The organism is Halorientalis brevis, from assembly GCF_042678165.1.
Taxonomy (GTDB): Archaea; Halobacteriota; Halobacteria; order Halobacteriales; family Haloarculaceae; genus Halorientalis; species Halorientalis brevis.
In genome coordinates this window covers 161316-177695 of record NZ_JBHUDJ010000006.1, presented here as the reverse complement: position 1 = coordinate 177695, position 16380 = coordinate 161316, and the positions used below count along the sequence as shown (strand labels likewise).

Here is a 16380-nt window from a genome sequence, read left to right as displayed (position 1 = left end):
TTTAAGATGAAAGATGATTACGTTTATGCTGGGTGAACGACCGTGATAGAATACGGCGAACGAGTGCAGGGGGAGGGGTTTTCGCCTGCCTGTCGCCGTCTCGAACCATGACACGACGGTACACTGACGCGGAGAACACCGGTGCGCCGGTCGTCCCGATGGTGACGGGACGAAACACTGCGAACGCCGGCCGGGAGGACCACGACGAGCAGGTCCTCAGCCATCGCACGCCGCGCGTCTAGTTCCGACGCCTGTTCTCCGTGACGTCTGTAACCGAGTGGTCGGTAGCCCATCGCTTCCGGGGTGGTCCACCCTGGCGTATTTGGTGCTGGCCGTGGAGTTCCCAGTGACATGCCTGACCGGCAGTCCGCGTCAGCACTCGCGACGCGATTCGAGGCTCTCGTCGCGGCCGCCGATGGGAACGCCCGTCCGGACTGGCTGGCACAGGCAACGACGGATTCTGACGTCCGGGCCCGCCTGGCCGACGTAGCGGCCGTCCTCGAAGGCGACGACGAGCCGGCCGCGACTGCCTACCAGACCCGACTCTCAGCGGAGGAACGAGCGGCTGGCGGCCACTTCACGACCGATCCAGCGCTCGCGACGGCGCTCAGCCGGTGGGCCATCCAGCCACGGGCCGACGACGCGTGCCCTCGCGTGCTCGATCCGGCGACGGGCAGTGGCGTGTTCACGCTGGTCGCACACGACAGACTGGCCGCGATCGCACCCGATCGGCCCCCCGCCGACCGCCTCGAACAGGTCGTCGGGATCGACGCCGACCCCATCCCGCTGGCGGTGACTGCGCACCGATTGCTCGCTGCCGCCGACGCCGAGACGGCGTCCCTCGAACTGTACGAGGCGAACTTCTTCGACGTTGCGCCCGGTCCCGCCCGCTCGTGCACCGCCACGGCAGCCGAGGTGAGCGCTGGCCAGTTCGACGCCGTCGTCGGGAACCCGCCGTACGTCCGGCAGGAACACACCGACATCGACCGAGCGCGGGAGCATCTCGGCGCCTTCGGACCGGCCGGCCGGACGCCGTATCGCGACGGCGACCGCGCGCTGAGCCGACGGAGCGACGCCTACGTCTACTTCGTCACGCACGCCACGCGGTTCCTCCGCGACGGCGGCCGGCTCGGCGTCGTGCTCCCCGCGAAGTGGCTGACGACCAGATACGGCGAATCCTTCCAGCGGTTCCTCTTCGACCACTACCGCGTCGTCGCCGTCGTCGGGTTCGGCGCTCGCGCGTTCGACGACGCGTTGATCGATACCGTCCTCCTCATGGCCGAGCGCTGCGACAGCAGGGCGGCACGTCGGGCGACGCCCGTTCGGTTCTGTCGGCTCGACGAGCAGGTCTCCGTCGCGACGCTTCTCTCGACGATCGAGGCGGCCGGATCGCTCGCTGCTGACTCGTCGATGGCCGTCCGCCACGGGGACGGCATCCGGACGGTTACCGTCCACCAGCGCGCGCTCGCCGACGCGGACGCGTCGAAACACATGCCCTACCTCGACGCGCCGGCGCCGTTCATCCGGTTGCTCGCCGACGACGCGCTCACGCCGCTGGGCGCGTTCACGACGGTCCACCGCGGCGTCATGACGGGCGCGAACGACTTCTTTTTCCTCGGCGCGGACGGTCGCGCTGCCGACGTCGCCGACCGGTTCCGAACGCCCGCGATCAAGAGCATTCGCGACGTCGACGAGCGGGTCGTCGGTGTCGGCGACACCGACCGGTCCCTCCTCGACGTCCACGACTACGTGACGACCGTCCGGGCCGAGCACGGGCGCGACGACCTCGAAGCCGCGGTGCTTGACGCCCTCGCCCGTGACGGCTACGACGCGCTGCGCGACTACGTCGAGTGGGGAGAGCGACAGGGGTTCCACGAGCGCAGTTCGTGTGCGTCGCGGTCGGTGTGGTTCGACCTCGGAGACCTCACCGCTCCGGCGGTGTTCGTCCCGAAGTTCTTCGACGAGCGCGTGCTGGTCGTCGCCAATCCCGACGGGCTCTTGGCGAGCAACGCCGTGGACTGCCTGTGGGTCGACGACGCCGTGGACGCACGGACGCTCCTCGGCGTCCTCAACACCACGCTCACCAAGGGGCTGCTGGAGTGTTGGGGGCGGTCCGAGGGCGGTGGCGCACTGCAGGTGATGACTTACGAACTGGAGACGCTCCGCGTGCCCGATCCTCGGTCGTTCTCGCCGGCGACCAGCGAGGCCATCGCTGCGGCGACCGACGCGCTGCTGGCCGGCGATCGGGACGCCGCCCGCCGGCTGGACCGCCTGGTCCTCGACGCGATCGACGTGGGCCTCTCGGTCGCCCGATGTCGCGAACTCAGAGAAGAGATGGTGCGTAGACGGGTGCGAACCGGAGAACAGGCCGTCCCGCCGCTGGTCGAGGAGTGACTACGCCAGCGGGAGCAGGTCCTCGGGTGGGCCGCCCGGGAGTTCGTCGCGGTCGTGGTCGGCCGCGAAGTCCAGGTCTGGTCCCGCCGCGATGATGCCCGAGGGCGTCACGTCGGGATGGGTCGTGTAGTAGTGTTCCTTGATGTGGTCCATATCGACGGTGTCGCTGACTCCCGGCGTCTGGTAGAGGTCCCGGAGATACGGCCAGAGGTTGTCGTACTGTTGGATCTGCTTTTTGTTGCACATGAAGTGGGTGTGGTACACCTGATCGAAGCGAACGAGCGTCGTGAACAGGCAGACGTCCGCTTCCGTCAGGCGGTCGCCCGCGAGGTAGCGCTGCTCGGCCAGCACCGAGTCCCAGTGGGCGAGCGCGTCGAACAGCTCCGTGACCGCGCTGTCGTAGGCGTCCTGACTCTGTGCGAACCCGGCTCGGTAGACGCCGTTGTTGATCGGCTCGTAGATCTCGTCGATGATGCGGTCGACCTCGTCCCGATAGCCCTCGGGATACAGGTCCACGTCGCGGCTCGCGACGCCGTCGGACACGTCCGACGAGCCGCCGCTCGCGCCGCTCGCGGCGACGCCGTCCATCTCGGTGTCGAGCATCCGGATGATCTCCGCGGACTCGTTGTTGACGATGGTGTCCCGTTTTTTGTCCCAGAGGACGGGGACGGTCACGCGGCAGGTGGCGTCGGGGTCGGCCGCGGTGTAGGCCTCCCGGAGGTAGTCGTAGCCGTTGACGGTGTCGGGCGTGCACCCGTCCTTCTCGGGCGTGAACTGCCAGCCGTCCTCGTCGCGATACGGGTCGACGACGTCGACGGTGATCGCGTCTTCCAATCCTTTCAGCGCCCGGACCAGTAGCGTTCGGTGCGCCCACGGGCACGCGTAGGAGACGTACAGGTGATACCGTCCCGCCTCCGCGGGGAACTCGGCGTCGGGGGCGTCTTTGATGCGCTCGTGGAAGGTCGTCTCCTGGCGCTCGAACTCGCCGTTCTCGTTGGTCGTTTCGTACTCGCCGGTCCGCCACTCGCCGTCTACGAGCTGGTTCATGCTGGCACCGAATATGGCCGCCAGCTGTAAAAACAGGCCAGTGACACCGGCGTAACCGCCTGCTGTCTTGCGATTCGAGCTGGATGTCTCCGGTGGTCGCCACGGGGTGAGCAGCGGCCGTCCGGACTGTGAACCGATCACGCGCCAGCGAGAACTGTAGTTCGACGGCTTTATTTACGCGCTCAGCCACGGATTTGCCAAGAGTATCTATGTCCGACAAGCCCGCCTCGATGTACCGGGAAATCAGCAAGCCGCCGTACACGCGCCGCGAGTACATCACCGGCATCCCGGGTTCGAAGATCGCACAGCACCAGATGGGGAACAAGGAAGCAGATCCTGAGGATTACCCCGTCCAGATCAGCCTCATCGTCGAGGAGGAAGTGCAGCTCCGCCACGGCTCGATGGAGGCCTCCCGCCTGTCCGCCAACCGTCACCTCATCAAAGAGCTCGGTGAGGGCAACTACAAGATGGTCCTGCGGAAGTTCCCCCACCACGTCATCCGGGAGAACAAGCAGGCGACCGGTGCGGGTGCGGACCGTGTGTCCGACGGGATGCGCCAGGCGTTCGGGAAGATCGTCGGCACCGCCGCCCGCATCCAGTCCGGCGAGCGCCTCTTCACCGCGTACTGTGAGGTCGACCAGGCCGACGCCGTCAAGGACGCCTTCCGCCGCGCCTACAACAAGATCTCGCCGCCGTGCCGCATCAAGGTCGAGCGCGGCGAGGAACTGCTGATCGCGTAGGCCTAAGCCCTCGCGGACCCTGGCGGGTCCGCTCGCCCTTAGTATTCCAACCAGGCACCACATTGCGCGCAGGCCAGCGATGCTGGCCACGCGCTTGAGTCTGCACCGCAGCGCTCGCCATGGAGGCGAGCGCGACGGTGCATTCGATGTGGCTTGCTGTTTTCCTTCCCTTCCCCGAGTCGCGCAGGTCGCCCAGTTGTGCGACCATGCGCTCTTGGCCAGGCCGCACTCTTAGCTCAGTATCCGCTTGTCGATGTAGCTGCCAGCCATGACGGCGAGGACGCAGAACCCCGCAATGTAGCCGGCAGAGAGTGGTAGCAGCACTGCGTAACAGCCGAATCCATTACAGGGCACTCCGAGTAAAGAGAGGGTCAAGTTGCTGAGCCAGAAGAACGGTCCGAAAATCGACGTGGGGGATGAATAGAAAAATAGCACCGCCAACAGTCCAATAACCGCCGTGAGGATGCTAGCGATGACGAGTGGATTGTCCAACCTGTACTTCGGCCCCATTATCGAGAAGTACGTCTAATGTTCTGACAACACAGTAAATGCTTTGAGGGGTTCGGCGGATTTTTGATCATACGCGCTAAGGCTCAGCCATGCTTCGGCTGGCGGTCGCGACCGACGCCGAGACCTACGAGCGCATGCAGGCCCCGCTCGCCGACCGGGGAATCCGCGTCGAGTACGTCCGGACCAACGAGCGAACGATCCCGCTCGGCGACCCCGGCGAGGAGTGGGCCGGCTTCGACGTGGGATTCGTCTACCCCTCGCGGATCATGGAGGGCGCCGTCGCCGACGCGCTGCTCGACGTGCCGTGGGTCAACGACCGCGAGGCGATCCTTACGTCGCGAAACAAAGCCGGCGTCATCGCCGAACTCGGCCAGGCCGGGATTCCGGTTCCCGAGACCGTCGTCGTCTCGAATCCCGTCGAACAGGCCGACCTCGTGGCTGCGTTCGAGCGGTTCGACCCGCCGGTCGTGGTCAAGCCCAACTCCGCGACGCGCGGCGTCGGCGTCGCGAAGGCCACCGACCTCGATTCCTTCCTGGGTATTATCGATTATCTCGATCTCGTCCACGACTATCGCGCCACGGGCGACCGCTCGTTTCTCGTCCAGGAGTTCCTCCCGGACGCGCAGGACTACCGCGTGATGGTCGTCGACGGCGAGTACGTCGGTGCCGTCGAGCGTCGATTGCCGCCGGACGCATTCGACGCTGGCCAGTGGAAACACAACGTCCACCGCGGTGCCGAGGCGACCGGCGTGGACCTTCCCCAGGAGCTTCGAGTCCTGGCCGAGCGGACCGCAGAGACGCTCGACGTTCCGTGGCTGGGCGTGGACCTGCTCGTGACCGACGACGGAGCGGTGGTCAACGAGACGAACGCCCGGCCGACCATCGACAGCGAGACGAAGTACGAAGACGGATTTTGGGACGACGTGGCGGGGTTGATTCGGAGGACGGCCGAATAGTCGACATGGGCTATTCCCTGACGGCCAGCCACAGGAAAATCAGCGCGAACAGGGCCATGAGGCTGCTCGCCCAGAGGGCGACGGCCGTCGGGAGGTCGGCGACGAAAAACTGGCCGACGGCGACGCCGAGAAAGAGCAGGGCGAACGTGACGAGCGTCGCCTGCACGGTGCGGTTCGCGTCCCGTCGCTCGTCGGCGTCGTCTGGCGGCTCGATCGGTGCCGCGATGCCTGCCGACACGTGCTGTCTGAGCTGTTGTTCGACTGCCGTCGGGAGGACGACCAGCCGCGGCACGGTCCAGTGGCTGGCCTCGCGCGCGTAGGAAAACCACGTGACCGTGACCCGGCCGACGGACACTCGCCGGACGCCGGTGAGTGCGTCGAGTGACGCGCTCCGACCGTCGACCGTGAGCGTCCGCGTCTCCGGGTCGAACCGGCCGTTCGTGGCGAGGAAGCCGGCGAGCGGTACCAGTCCGAACGTGACGCCGACGACCAGCAGGACGGCAACGAGCGGGGAGAGTAGGGTGGTTCCGACGAGGCCGGCGGCACCCCCGACGGCCAGCCCAAGCAGCTTTCGTGGAGAGTGCCACACCGGGAGGAACTGCGAGCGGTCGGGTCGCTGTGTCGCGTCGGCGAGCATCGGCAACAGGTACAGCACCGAGAACGGACCACCGACGAGCGCGAGCACGAGCGGCACGAAATTCCTCTCCAGGGCCTCCGCCCCGACCCAGGCGATCATCCCCATACTGGCGAGCAGAACGAGTCCGCCGAGGACTGCAACCGCTCCGTCCTGGCAGACTCTGAGGAGCAGCGACCGTTCACGGGTGATCGCCCAGTCGATGGCGTCCGGCACAGTGACCCCTACGTGCCCAGCCACATAATCGTCAGCGGTCCAACTGAACGTCGGCCGGCTCGAACGGAGTAAAACGGCGTCAGACGCCGGTCACACGCCCGTTCGACACGACACCAACATATATTAGCCGCCACGTCAAAATCCCGAAAGATATGCCCCCGTCACTGCGGGACGACCTGAGTCTCCCGTTCCTGGTGCTCGGGTCTGCCCTCGCTGGTGTGCTCGCGGTCGGGTATCTCCAGTACCCGGAGATGTTTAGTATCGACAGCGAACTGGCGCTCGCCTACGGCGGGTTACTGATCGCTTTCTCGCTGGCGTACAGCTACCGGCCTCTCAGGGAATCGCGATACGGTGCGCTGGTGAGTGCACTGTTCCTGATGCTGTTCGCACGGCTCCTCTACGTCCAGGGGATTCGCGGCCCGCTCATGCCCTTCGGGCTGTTCAGCGTCGCACTCGCGGCGTTTTGCTACGAGTTGTACAAACTGGGCAGCGAACGCATCCGGCGCGGCCAGGCGTCGCGGTGACCGCGCCCGACGAACCGGAGAACGCGATCGCCCGGCCCTCGTCGGTCGATCCTTCCTCCGGGCTGGTTCGACGAGTACTGGAGCCCCTGTTCTCCCGTTCCCACGTCGGAATAAATCACTCGGCTGCGCTCGAATCCGGAGTTTCGAGACGGATGGCGTATCGGTAGCTACTCGCGAGGAAAGGAAAACAGCCGATTAGAGATCGATGTCGGCCGAGTCGTCGGCGCGGTCGAAGGTGACCTCGAGGACGCCGTTGTTGTAGGTGGCTGCCGCGGAGTGTTCGTCGACGCGGGTTGGCAGGCGGACGCGCTCCTCGTAGTCGCGGCGGTCGCTGGCTGCCGACACGGTGAGGACCTTCCCGTCGCATTTCAGGTCGATCGCGTCCTTCTCGACGCCGGGCAGGTCCGCGACGATACGCACCTCCCCGTCTTCCTCGTACACATCGAGGTGGAGGTCCGAGCCGAAGCCAGTTGCCCCGCCGCGGTCGATGTGGACGTCGTCGCCCATCATCTCGTTCATCACCCGCTCTATCTCCCGGAGGATGTCGTCGATGGGGTCGTGGTCGTCGCGGTCGTCCTTCATACTCGTCGGTAAGGTTTGTAGTCCGGAAAAGCCTTCTGGCACTGTCAACACTCGAATCGAGCCGCGGCGTCGAACGGGTGGTTCCTACGAAGGAACCGCTCTGTCCCGGCTGCTCAGAGGTCGAAGCCGACGCCGAGCGCCTCGTCGGTGGTCTCCATGCTCTCCTTGCGGTCGGCCGACTCGGTGACGGCGCGGATGGCGTCGACGTTCTCGGGGATGACGTCGGACTCCTGGTGGATCGCCTGGAACAGGTAGAGTTCGTCGTCCTCGACCGTGAGGGACTCGCCCCAGATGGCGTTCTCCCAGACGTCGCCGCGCGGGCGGCCCGAGTCCAGCGCGAACTCTTTGAGTTTGCCGGAGCCGTCGATGGCCAGCCGCTCGGGGATGACGAACAGGCGCGACTCCTTCTTTAAGAGTTCGCGGACCTCCTCGGTGTCGGCGCCGTAGGTGAGTTCGACGTTGATGCTGTGGGTGTGGGTCAGCGTCGCCGGCACCTTCATCCCGAGCGTGTCGATGTCCAGATCGGGGAAGATGGTGTTGACGTCGGGGCCGTGGTGGGACGGGACCGTGATCGGGTCCGGCAGCGTGTCGTTGATGGGGCCACGGCCGGACTGGGCGGGGTCGCCGCCACGGCGGACGAGGGTCGCGCGGACCTTCTCGACGCCGTATTCGTCTTCGAGCGGGGCGATCAGTCGCGAGAGACCGGTCGTGTTACAGGAGACGACGCGGACGTGGTCGGCGTCGGCGGCCTCCTCGTAATTCGAGCGCGCGTTGAAGCTCACGTCGACGAGGTCGGCGTCCTCGCCGCCCTGGTAGAGCGCGGGCGTGTCGTACTCCTCGTACATCGACTTGTTCTGCGCGCCGATGCCCGACGGCGTGGTGTCGACGACCACGTCGCTCGCCTCGACGAGTTCCTCGACCTCGCCGGCCAGGTCGATGCCGGCTTCGTCGAACAGTTCGATCCGCTCCTCGACGGCGGCGTACAGGGGGAAGTCCTTCTTGACCGCCTGCTCGGCCTCGAAGTTCGGGCTCGTCTTGGCGACGCCGACGACTTCCATGTCGGGCTGTGCCCGGACGGCGTCCGCCACCCGCTTCCCGATGGTACCGTAGCCGTTGATTCCGACTTGTATCATACCCGGAAATCCCATAGCATCCCGGTTAATCGTTTCGAGGTTCGTCGGCGACGCGCGGCCGGCGCCGGCGTTCGGACCGGCGTTGCGACTGTCCCTGTGAAGTGATCCGTTCTGCAAGCGACGCGTGTCTGCAGGGTCGGCAAAACAGCGGTCGGTGTCGGGAGAACCGTGTTCGCGCGGCGTCGTCCCCGTTACTCCAGTTCGACCGTCGGTGGTTCGCCGTTCCAGCCGAACGAGAACACGACGAACAGCAGGGCCGCGAGGCCGACGATCATCAGTCCGTTCTTCAGCAGGCGCGGAATCGTTCGGAGGTCCATGTCGGAACTGGCAGGGACGGTGGTAAGTACTTTCATGTTCCGGCATGGTACCCGGGTCGCAGTGATCGGTTCTGGCAGCGACGACCGGCTGCAACCTTCGCCGAAAAATTAAGTACTGGTGGCAAGTTTGGTGTGTTACATGTACCCAACCTTGCGTGAGACTCTCGAACTCACTGCAGAGCGGTATCCCGACCGTGACGCCATCATCTACCCGCGGCGCGATCAGCGGTTCACCTTCGCCGAGTTCGACGAGCGGGCGAACGAACTGGCGAACGCGCTGGCAGAGATGGGCGTCACGAAGGGCGACCGCGTCTCGACGATGCTCTACAACGGGTCGGAGATACTCCTCACCGTCTTCGCCTGCGCGAAACTCGGGGCCGTGTTCAATCCGCTGAACTACCGGCTTCCGGCCGGCGAAGTCGAGTACATCCTGAACGACGCCGACTCGCGCGTCGTCGTCTACGAGGCGGACACCCGCGAAGCCGTCCACGGCGCGCGCGACGCCCTCGACACCGTCGAAGACTACGTCTACATCGACGAGGACACGCCCGCGTTCGCCCACGATTTCTACCCGTTGCTGGACGACGCCTCGGGGGACCGGCCGGACACGGTCGTCGAGGAGGACGACGTGTACGCGTTCATTTACACCTCGGGGACGACGGGGCGGCCGAAAGGCGTCGTCCACGAGCACCGCGACATGGTCGAACACAACCTCATCGTGGCCGCCGAGGGCGGTATCGGGAAGACCGACGTCGGGCTGTCGGCGCTCCCGCTGTACCACTGCGCCGAACTGCACGCCGCCCTGTTCCCGCGCATCCAGGTCGGTGCGACAAGCGTCATCCACCACGACTTCGACGCCGTCGCGGTACTGCAGGACATCGAGCGGTACGACGTGTCGGTGATGTTCGCCGCGCCGACGGCCTGGAACGGGATGGCCCACACGGCAGAACAGGTCGACGCCGACGTCTCCTCGCTCGAACTCGGGATGTACGGCGCGTCGCCGATGCCCGAGGACGTGCTGGACGCCTGCATGGACGCGTTCTGCGACGACTACCTCCAGGCCTACGGGATGACCGAGATCGGCCCTTGCGGCACGTTCCAGCACCCCGACGAGCAGATTCCCAAACAGGGATCGGCCGGCGTCCCGGCACTCAACCACGACCTGCGCATCGTCGAGCCCGACGCCGACCCCCGCGCGGAGGTCGACCAGGGCGAGATCGGCGAGATCCTCTTTTCGGGGCCGTGTACGATGCGCGAGTACTGGAACCGGCCGGACGCCACCAAGTCGTCGCTCCGGACGGCCGACGGGAAAGAGTGGTACTACACCGGCGACCTGGGCTATCTGGACGAGGACGGGTTCCTCTACGTCGTCGACCGGAAAGACGACATGATCATCTCCGGCGGCGAGAACATCTACCCGACCGAGGTCGAAGACGCACTCTTTTCCCATCCCGACGTGATCGAGGCGGCCGTCGTCGGCGAACCCCACGAGGAGTGGGGCGAGGTCGTCGCCGCCTACGTCGTCGGGGCGACCGACGCCGAGACGCTGGACGAATACGTCCGCGAGAGCGACGCCCTCGCCGACTTCAAGCGACCCCGCGAGTACAACTTCGTCGAGGAACTGCCCAAGAATCCCAGCGGGAAGGTCCAGAAGTTCAAACTCCGCGAGGAGCGGTAGGACAACACCTATTCCATTCCCGGACACAGCTCCGGGTATGCCACCCAAGCGTCTCAGAGCGCCCGCCGAGACGGCCGTCCGGAAGTGCATGCGCCTCCAGTCGACCGAGTCCTGCTTGATCGTCACCGATCACAAGCGTCAGCAGATCGGCGAGTCCCTCTACGAGGTCGCCAACGAACGCACCGACGACGCCTCGATCGTCCGGTACCCGCCAGGGAACCAGCACGGTGAGGAACCACCGGCCGCCGTGTCGGCTGCCATGCGCAACGCCGACGTCGTGCTCGCCCCGACGACGAAGAGTCTGAGCCACACCCGCGCCCGCTCGGACGCCAACGAGGCCGGCGCTCGCGTCGCCACCCTCCCCGGCATCACCGAGGAGGTGTTCGTCACCGGGCTGGACGCGAACTACTCCGAGATCAAGCAACGCTGCAAAGAGATCTACCAGCAGGTCTCGGGCGCCGGGAACGTCCGCGTCCAGACCGATCTCGGGACGGACATCGTCTTCCGCCCCGGCGACCGCGAGTGGAAGCAGGACACCGGCATCGTCCACGAGGCCGGCGAGATGTCGAACCTCCCCGCCGGCGAGGTGTTCCTCAGTCCGGAGACCGCAAACGGCACCTTCGTCGTCGACGGGACGATGATGCCCCACGGCCTGCTCGAAGAAGAGCAGACTCTCGAATTCGAGGTCGACGACGGCTACGTGACCGAGGTCTCCGACGCCGCCGTTCGCGAGGAACTCGAGGCTGCCGCCGACGAGGTCGGCCAGGACGCCTACAATCTCGCCGAACTCGGCATCGGAACGAACGTCGGCGTCACCGAACTGATCGGCTCGGTCCTGCTCGACGAGAAGGCCGCCGGTACCGTGCACATCGCGATCGGCGACGACCACGCCATCGGCGGTGACACCGAGGCGCCCATCCACCTCGACGGCGTCATCCGCGATCCGACGGTGTCGGTCGACGGCGAGCGAATCGAACTGCCGTCCGGCGTGTAACCTCCAGACCGAACTCGCATGTGTCCCCGTGTCGGGGCTCCCAGGCGGTCAGCGTGTTTTTACGTCTGTACCGAATAGACGCCTCCATGAGCCAATCCGGGTCCGATTCGGAGCTACCCGACCGCGTCGCCATTCCCTGTCCGTCCTGCTCGCCCGAGCTGGAGACGGTCCACGAGGTGCTGTCGACCGGCGGCGGGCGAGTGACGCTTCGCTGTACCGAGTGCGAACACGTCCACAAGGAGCAACTGCCCGAGGACGACACCGTCGAACGGAAAGTCGTCGTCTCCCAGGAGGGCGAGTCGTTCACGACGACCGTCGACGTGCCCGAAGACGAGGACCTCGCCGTCGGCGAGGAGTTCGTCGCCGAGACTGACGTGGCGATCATGACCGTCCGCATTACCAGCCTGGAACTGGACGACGACAGCCGCGTCGAGTCTGCCCAGGCAGCCGACGTCGACACCATCTGGACCCGCGAGGTCGAGAACGTCAGCGTCAACGTCACGCAACATCCCAGGGACGGCCGCCGCGAGGACACCGAGAGTTACACCCTGCAGGTCCCCGGCGACTACGAGTTCACCATCGGCGAGACCGACGACTTCGGCGACGTGGAGTTCACCATCGAGGGCGCACACGTCCGCGACGACGCCGAGGGGTACGAATTCGACAAGCTCGACTACGACGGCGACACCATCGTCGCCAAGGACGTCAAGCGGCTGTACGTCCGCGACGAGACCTCGACCGCCTGGTCGGCCTGGTGAGCATGGACTGGGCGGCCGAGCGAGACGCCCTCGTCGAGCACCTCCGCGACCGGGATTCTAGCCTCGACGAGGCCACGCTCGCCGCCATCCGAGCCGTCCCGCGCCACGAGTTCGTCCCCGAGGGGAATCGGAGTGGGGCATACCAGGATACACCGCTCCCGATCGGCGAGGGCCAGACCATCAGCGCGCCGCACATGGTCGCGATCATGACCGACCTGCTGGACCTCCAGCAGGGGGATACCGTTCTCGAAATCGGCACTGGCTGTGGCTATCACGCCGCGGTCACGGCCGAACTCGTCGGCGCGGAGAACGTCTACAGCGTCGAGTACCGCGAATCGCTGGCCGAGGCCGCGCGTCGCCGCCTCGACCGCCTCGGCTACGGCGACGTCTCGATCAGAGCGGGCGACGGGGCGGCTGGCTGGCCAGAACACGCCCCCTACGACCGGGCGTATCTCACCTGCGCCGCATCTGAGCTTCCCGCGGACGTCGTCGAACAGGTTCGTCCCGGCGGCCTCGTGCTCGCGCCAGTGGGGGCACACCGACAAACGCTCGTCCTCGCTCGGCGGCGGGCCGACGGCTCGCTCGCCCGCGAGGAGCACGGCGGCGTTCGGTTCGTTCGGATGCAGTGAGAGTCGGACGGGAGTTTCACACCGGGCAGTTCGAGATACAGCCGTGCATCCTGGGTTCCTGTCCGGAGCGTACTCGACTGGTACAGCCCCTGTCCGACCCGGCGAAACCGAGCGACGCCGACATGTTCGGGCGGCAAGAGGCGCGTGATTCAATAGCGTCCACACTAACCTCCGGACATGGAACCAGCGGTACTGCGCGACGATATGGTCGACAGCCTCGAACACGAGAGCAAAGGCTGCGTCCACAGCGACGCGATCAGCGTCGCCATGCGGGCAGTGCCGCGCCACGAGTTCGTCGAGGACGACCGCGCGGCCTACGCCGACCGTCCGCTGGAGCGGTTCGGGACGCGCGTGCTCTCCCCCAGTACCGCCGCGCGACTGCTCGAAGCCCTCGCCCCCAGTGAGGGCGACAACGTCCTCGTGGTCGGTGCGGGCGTCGGCTACACGGCCGCGGTCGTCGCCGAAATCGTCGGCGATCGGAACGTCCAGGCCATCGACATAACGCGCCGGCTCGTCTACGAGGCCCGCGAGAACCTCGCGAACGCGGGCTACGAGGGCGTGCTCGTCGACTGCCGGGACGGCATCGACGGCCTCCCCGAGTACGCGCCCTACGACTGTATCCTGCTGGAAGCGGCCGCGATCGAGCCGCCGCGCGCGCTGGTCGACCAGCTCGCCGACGACGGCCGACTGATCATGCCCCTCGGTGCGCACGAACAGTCGCTCGTCGTCGTCGAGGACGGCGACGTGGCCGAACGGCTCGGCGGCGTCGCCTTCCAGCCGATGCTCGTGGAGGGCGAGCAGGCCGACACCGTCGAACGCAATCGGACGCGCCGCGAGGACCGCGAGCACGCGCGCAGAGACGCCGAGCGGCGCCGCGGCTGGCAGCAAGACTGGATTGACTGGGACGAACAGGTGTAGTCACTTCGCGACCACTAGCACCTTCGTGTTCGCCCGCTTGTCCGTGTACTGCCCGCTCGCTGGGGGTTTGATGTCTAACTGTACTGTCCCTTTTTCCTGATTCGGCCCGAGACTCGCGTTCAACGTGAGGGTGCCGCGGCCGTTCGGGCCGGTCGTCGCCGTCCGTATCCCGCGCAGGTTCGCCGTCCCGCCCGTGGCGACGACCGTCGCGTTCGTGACCGGTTCGCCGTCCGCGTCGACGACCCTGACGGTCACCGACTGCTCGCCAGTTCCCATGACCTCCGGCTCGGGCTGTGCGTCGAGTTCCGACACGCCCAGGGTACTGAGCCCCGAGATGGTGTTCATCATCACGCTGAGGCTCGCGACCCCGACGACGAGGGCGATGACGAGCCGAATCGGCAGTCCCTCGATGGCCCGTTCGTCACTGCTGAATCGCTCGAACATGGACCCGCCTGGGTCCGTCCCCGTTGATAAACTCTGGCCGCAGGGCCGCGTCTTTCGAAAGGGTCGTAGTGGTGTTCACTCATGGTTGCTGATAGATGGGTACTGACAGGTCCGAGGAGACGGCTGCGGGGCCGATGCACGCGCTCGAACGCGTCGAACCCTTCCTGTTGATCGCCGTCGGGGGGTTCGTGGGCGCTGCGCTCCGCCACGCCGTCGCGGTCGCGCTCCCGGCCGGGACGCTGCCGTGGGGCACGCTCGCGGCGAACGTCCTCGGGAGTTTCGCGCTGGGCGTCCTCCTGTACGAAGCACACCTGGCAGGCGTCCTGAGTGCAGAGACGCGGCTCGTCATCGGGACCGGGTTCCTCTCGTCGTTCACTACGTACAGCACCTTCGCGGTCGAAACGGCAGGGCTCGCCCCGGAGCTGGCCGTCGCGAACGTGGTGGTGAACTACGTCTTCGGCTTCACGGCGATCCTCGGCGGGCGCTGGGTCGCCCGGGTGATCGCCTGATGGTCAGTCCCACGCTCCTGGTGGGTGCTGGGGGCGTCCTCGGTGCGCTCTCGCGACACCTGCTCGGCGAGCGCATCGACGCCCGGACGCGGGACACGCTGGCGGTCAACGTCGTGGGGAGTTTCCTCCTCGGAGCGCTGGTGACTGCACCGATCGGCGACTCGGCGCTTCTCGTGTTCGGAACTGGGTTCTGTGGCGCCTTCACCACGTTCTCGACGTTCGCGTTCGAGACGGTGCGCCTGGCCGAGACCGGCGAGCCACGTCGGGCGGCGATCAACGCGGCGGTCAACCTGGTCGGTGCGCTCGGCGCCGTTGGCCTCGGGTGGCTCGTCGTGGACGGACTCGCGTGAATCGGGGCAAACTATACCTGTCAGCGAACCTCTCTGTTCGGCATGCGACTCGCAAGCTTCGCGGTCGAGACGGCCGTCGGACCGATGCGTCGGGTGGGGATCGACCACGACGGGACGCTGCTGGACGTGACGGCGGGCTACGCTCACGTCCTCGACCAGCGCGGCGAACCCACACCGGTCGAGGTGGCCGAGACCGTCGCCCCTGCCGACATGCTGTCGTTCCTCCAGCGGGGCGACCGAGCGCTTGACGCGGCCCGGGACGTCGTCGAGACCGTGCCCGACGCGGACGCTTCTACCGGTCCCGGGGGTGCGCGGTTGCGCTACGATCCCGCCGAGGTCGACCTGCTGAGTCCGCTCCCCAGGCCCAACTCCCTGCGGGACTACATGGCCTTCGAGGAGCACGTCCGCAACAGCATGGGTGAGGTCCCCGATATCTGGTACGAGATCCCTGTCTGCTACAAGGGCAACGCCGACGCCGTCGTCGGCCCCGGGGACGACGTGTCCTGGCCGTCCTACAGCGACCAGCTCGACGTCGAACTCGAAATCGGCGCGGTCGTCGGCACGCGAGGCACCGACGTCGACGCCGACGAGGCCGAGGCGTACATCGCCGGTTTCACGCTGTTCAACGACTTCACCGCGCGCGACGAGCAACTCCAGGAGATGCAGGGCAAACTCGGCCCGGCGCGGGGGAAGGACTTCGCCAACGCGCTCGGCCCGCACCTCGTGACGCCCGACGAACTGGACCTGCCGAACGCCGCGTTCACTATCGAGGTCGAGAGCGAGGATGGCGAGATCGACACGTGGTCCGAGGGGACCGTCGGCGAGATGGGGCACTCCTGGGGCGAGATCATCGAACACACCTCGGCGGAGGAGACGCTGCACCCCGGCGACGTGCTGGGGAGCGGCACCGTCGGGACGGGCTGTGGGCTGGAACTCGGGCGGTTTCTGGAGCCCGGCGACACCGTCTCGCTCTCCGTCGAGGGGCTGGGCACGCTGACGAACACGGTCGTCACACGGTAACGACTGGCAAGAAGCTGGGGTTCAAAT

At 66.6% G+C, this 16380-nt stretch carries 20 protein-coding genes; 13 read left to right on the top strand and 7 right to left on the bottom strand.

What is annotated here, in order from left to right:
- Positions 1–107: 107 nt before the first annotated feature.
- Together ACFR9U_RS12650 and ACFR9U_RS12645 are read left to right on the top strand one after the other, a co-directional pair.
- Positions 108–242: a hypothetical protein gene (locus ACFR9U_RS12650; RefSeq protein WP_282594369.1), complete on the top strand. Its 135-nt coding sequence runs from the start codon at positions 108–110 to the stop codon at positions 240–242.
- A 109-nt stretch (positions 243–351) separates the two neighbouring features.
- Positions 352–2394, top strand: coding sequence for an HsdM family class I SAM-dependent methyltransferase (locus ACFR9U_RS12645; protein ID WP_247380581.1), 2043 nt, complete (start codon positions 352–354; stop codon positions 2392–2394).
- Here the strand turns inward: ACFR9U_RS12645 and ACFR9U_RS12640 are convergent, their stop codons facing one another.
- Entirely contained in the window at positions 2395–3441 is a 1047-nt protein-coding gene (locus ACFR9U_RS12640; RefSeq protein ID WP_247380583.1) for a glutathione S-transferase family protein, read from the bottom strand.
- 209 nt (positions 3442–3650) lie between these two features.
- Here ACFR9U_RS12640 and ACFR9U_RS12635 point away from each other — a divergent pair, with 209 nt between their 5' ends.
- Positions 3651–4181: a 50S ribosomal protein L16 gene (locus ACFR9U_RS12635; protein ID WP_247380585.1), complete on the top strand. Its 531-nt coding sequence runs from the start codon at positions 3651–3653 to the stop codon at positions 4179–4181.
- Between the two features lie 231 nt (positions 4182–4412).
- Here ACFR9U_RS12635 and ACFR9U_RS12630 read toward each other — a convergent pair whose 3' ends face one another.
- A complete protein-coding gene (locus tag ACFR9U_RS12630) occupies positions 4413–4691 on the bottom strand; it encodes a hypothetical protein (protein ID WP_247380586.1) in 279 nt (92 codons plus the stop codon).
- A gap of 89 nt (positions 4692–4780) precedes the next feature.
- On the opposite strand from ACFR9U_RS12630, the gene ACFR9U_RS12625 reads away from it, so the two are divergent.
- Positions 4781–5647 (top strand): ATP-grasp domain-containing protein, encoded by an 867-nt coding sequence (locus ACFR9U_RS12625; protein ID WP_247380588.1) that lies wholly within the window; start codon positions 4781–4783, stop codon positions 5645–5647.
- A 10-nt stretch (positions 5648–5657) separates the two neighbouring features.
- Here the strand turns inward: ACFR9U_RS12625 and ACFR9U_RS12620 are convergent, their stop codons facing one another.
- Entirely contained in the window at positions 5658–6497 is an 840-nt protein-coding gene (locus ACFR9U_RS12620) for a hypothetical protein (protein WP_247380590.1), read from the bottom strand.
- Between the two features lie 152 nt (positions 6498–6649).
- On the opposite strand from ACFR9U_RS12620, the gene ACFR9U_RS12615 reads away from it, so the two are divergent.
- On the top strand, positions 6650–7021 hold the full coding sequence (locus ACFR9U_RS12615) for a hypothetical protein (protein WP_247380592.1): 372 nt from the start codon (positions 6650–6652) through the stop codon (positions 7019–7021).
- Positions 7022–7216: 195 nt separating this feature from the next.
- On the opposite strand, the gene ACFR9U_RS12610 is transcribed toward ACFR9U_RS12615, so the two are convergent.
- The 3 genes from ACFR9U_RS12610 to ACFR9U_RS12600 form a co-directional block, all read right to left on the bottom strand.
- On the bottom strand, positions 7217–7603 hold the full coding sequence (locus ACFR9U_RS12610; protein WP_247380593.1) for an Hsp20/alpha crystallin family protein: 387 nt from the start codon (positions 7601–7603) through the stop codon (positions 7217–7219).
- A 113-nt stretch (positions 7604–7716) separates the two neighbouring features.
- On the bottom strand, positions 7717–8736 hold the full coding sequence (locus ACFR9U_RS12605) for a type II glyceraldehyde-3-phosphate dehydrogenase (protein WP_247380594.1): 1020 nt from the start codon (positions 8734–8736) through the stop codon (positions 7717–7719).
- A gap of 191 nt (positions 8737–8927) precedes the next feature.
- A complete protein-coding gene (locus ACFR9U_RS12600) occupies positions 8928–9089 on the bottom strand; it encodes a hypothetical protein (protein WP_247380595.1) in 162 nt (53 codons plus the stop codon).
- 103 nt (positions 9090–9192) lie between these two features.
- Between ACFR9U_RS12600 and ACFR9U_RS12595 the strand changes: the two genes are divergently transcribed.
- The 5 genes from ACFR9U_RS12595 to ACFR9U_RS12575 all read left to right on the top strand — a co-directional run bounded on the left by ACFR9U_RS12595 (position 9193) and on the right by ACFR9U_RS12575 (position 14030).
- A complete protein-coding gene (locus ACFR9U_RS12595) occupies positions 9193–10731 on the top strand; it encodes a long-chain-fatty-acid--CoA ligase (RefSeq protein WP_247380596.1) in 1539 nt (512 codons plus the stop codon).
- Between the two features lie 37 nt (positions 10732–10768).
- Complete coding sequence (locus ACFR9U_RS12590) at positions 10769–11725, top strand: aminopeptidase (RefSeq protein ID WP_247380597.1); 957 nt, start codon at positions 10769–10771, stop codon at positions 11723–11725.
- Positions 11726–11811: 86 nt separating this feature from the next.
- The gene (locus ACFR9U_RS12585; protein ID WP_247380598.1) at positions 11812–12483 is read left to right on the top strand and encodes an HVO_0476 family zinc finger protein; all 672 of its coding nucleotides are present in this window, start codon (positions 11812–11814) and stop codon (positions 12481–12483) included.
- Between the two features lie 2 nt (positions 12484–12485).
- Positions 12486–13112 carry a protein-L-isoaspartate(D-aspartate) O-methyltransferase gene (locus ACFR9U_RS12580; protein ID WP_247380922.1) on the top strand — a complete coding sequence of 209 codons (627 nt, stop codon included), beginning with the start codon at positions 12486–12488 and terminating at the stop codon, positions 13110–13112.
- A 177-nt stretch (positions 13113–13289) separates the two neighbouring features.
- A complete protein-coding gene (locus ACFR9U_RS12575) occupies positions 13290–14030 on the top strand; it encodes a protein-L-isoaspartate O-methyltransferase family protein (RefSeq protein WP_247380599.1) in 741 nt (246 codons plus the stop codon).
- Here ACFR9U_RS12575 and ACFR9U_RS12570 read toward each other — a convergent pair whose 3' ends face one another.
- Positions 14031–14474 carry a DUF7382 domain-containing protein gene (locus ACFR9U_RS12570; protein WP_247380600.1) on the bottom strand — a complete coding sequence of 148 codons (444 nt, stop codon included), beginning with the start codon at positions 14472–14474 and terminating at the stop codon, positions 14031–14033. It lies immediately after the preceding gene.
- Positions 14475–14569: 95 nt separating this feature from the next.
- Here ACFR9U_RS12570 and ACFR9U_RS12565 point away from each other — a divergent pair, with 95 nt between their 5' ends.
- Genes ACFR9U_RS12565 through ACFR9U_RS12555 form a run of 3 tightly spaced genes read left to right on the top strand, consistent with a single transcriptional unit; the run spans position 14570 to position 16353 of the window.
- Positions 14570–14983 carry a fluoride efflux transporter FluC gene (locus ACFR9U_RS12565; RefSeq protein WP_247380602.1) on the top strand — a complete coding sequence of 138 codons (414 nt, stop codon included), beginning with the start codon at positions 14570–14572 and terminating at the stop codon, positions 14981–14983.
- Positions 14983–15333: a fluoride efflux transporter FluC gene (locus tag ACFR9U_RS12560; RefSeq protein WP_247380604.1), complete on the top strand. Its 351-nt coding sequence runs from the start codon at positions 14983–14985 to the stop codon at positions 15331–15333. Before ACFR9U_RS12565 ends, ACFR9U_RS12560 begins: the two co-directional genes overlap by 1 nt.
- A gap of 42 nt (positions 15334–15375) precedes the next feature.
- Positions 15376–16353: a fumarylacetoacetate hydrolase family protein gene (locus ACFR9U_RS12555; protein WP_247380606.1), complete on the top strand. Its 978-nt coding sequence runs from the start codon at positions 15376–15378 to the stop codon at positions 16351–16353.
- Positions 16354–16380: the final 27 nt, after the last annotated feature.

Bases quoted from the DNA above. Each gene is read 5' to 3' on its own strand.
- ACFR9U_RS12650 (WP_282594369.1), top strand. From the start codon at position 108: ATGACACGACGGTACACTGACGCGGAGAACACCGGTGCGCCGGTCGTC.
- ACFR9U_RS12645 (WP_247380581.1), top strand. From the start codon at position 352: ATGCCTGACCGGCAGTCCGCGTCAGCACTCGCGACGCGATTCGAGGCT.
- ACFR9U_RS12640 (WP_247380583.1), bottom strand. From the start codon at position 3,441: ATGAACCAGCTCGTAGACGGCGAGTGGCGGACCGGCGAGTACGAAACG.
- ACFR9U_RS12635 (WP_247380585.1), top strand. From the start codon at position 3,651: ATGTCCGACAAGCCCGCCTCGATGTACCGGGAAATCAGCAAGCCGCCG.
- ACFR9U_RS12630 (WP_247380586.1), bottom strand. From the start codon at position 4,691: ATGGGGCCGAAGTACAGGTTGGACAATCCACTCGTCATCGCTAGCATC.
- ACFR9U_RS12625 (WP_247380588.1), top strand. From the start codon at position 4,781: ATGCTTCGGCTGGCGGTCGCGACCGACGCCGAGACCTACGAGCGCATG.
- ACFR9U_RS12615 (WP_247380592.1), top strand. From the start codon at position 6,650: ATGCCCCCGTCACTGCGGGACGACCTGAGTCTCCCGTTCCTGGTGCTC.
- ACFR9U_RS12610 (WP_247380593.1), bottom strand. From the start codon at position 7,603: ATGAAGGACGACCGCGACGACCACGACCCCATCGACGACATCCTCCGG.
- ACFR9U_RS12605 (WP_247380594.1), bottom strand. From the start codon at position 8,736: ATGATACAAGTCGGAATCAACGGCTACGGTACCATCGGGAAGCGGGTG.
- ACFR9U_RS12600 (WP_247380595.1), bottom strand. From the start codon at position 9,089: ATGAAAGTACTTACCACCGTCCCTGCCAGTTCCGACATGGACCTCCGA.
- ACFR9U_RS12595 (WP_247380596.1), top strand. From the start codon at position 9,193: ATGTACCCAACCTTGCGTGAGACTCTCGAACTCACTGCAGAGCGGTAT.
- ACFR9U_RS12590 (WP_247380597.1), top strand. From the start codon at position 10,769: ATGCCACCCAAGCGTCTCAGAGCGCCCGCCGAGACGGCCGTCCGGAAG.
- ACFR9U_RS12585 (WP_247380598.1), top strand. From the start codon at position 11,812: ATGAGCCAATCCGGGTCCGATTCGGAGCTACCCGACCGCGTCGCCATT.
- ACFR9U_RS12580 (WP_247380922.1), top strand. From the start codon at position 12,486: ATGGACTGGGCGGCCGAGCGAGACGCCCTCGTCGAGCACCTCCGCGAC.
- ACFR9U_RS12575 (WP_247380599.1), top strand. From the start codon at position 13,290: ATGGAACCAGCGGTACTGCGCGACGATATGGTCGACAGCCTCGAACAC.
- ACFR9U_RS12570 (WP_247380600.1), bottom strand. From the start codon at position 14,474: ATGTTCGAGCGATTCAGCAGTGACGAACGGGCCATCGAGGGACTGCCG.
- ACFR9U_RS12565 (WP_247380602.1), top strand. From the start codon at position 14,570: ATGGGTACTGACAGGTCCGAGGAGACGGCTGCGGGGCCGATGCACGCG.
- ACFR9U_RS12560 (WP_247380604.1), top strand. From the start codon at position 14,983: ATGGTCAGTCCCACGCTCCTGGTGGGTGCTGGGGGCGTCCTCGGTGCG.
- ACFR9U_RS12555 (WP_247380606.1), top strand. From the start codon at position 15,376: ATGCGACTCGCAAGCTTCGCGGTCGAGACGGCCGTCGGACCGATGCGT.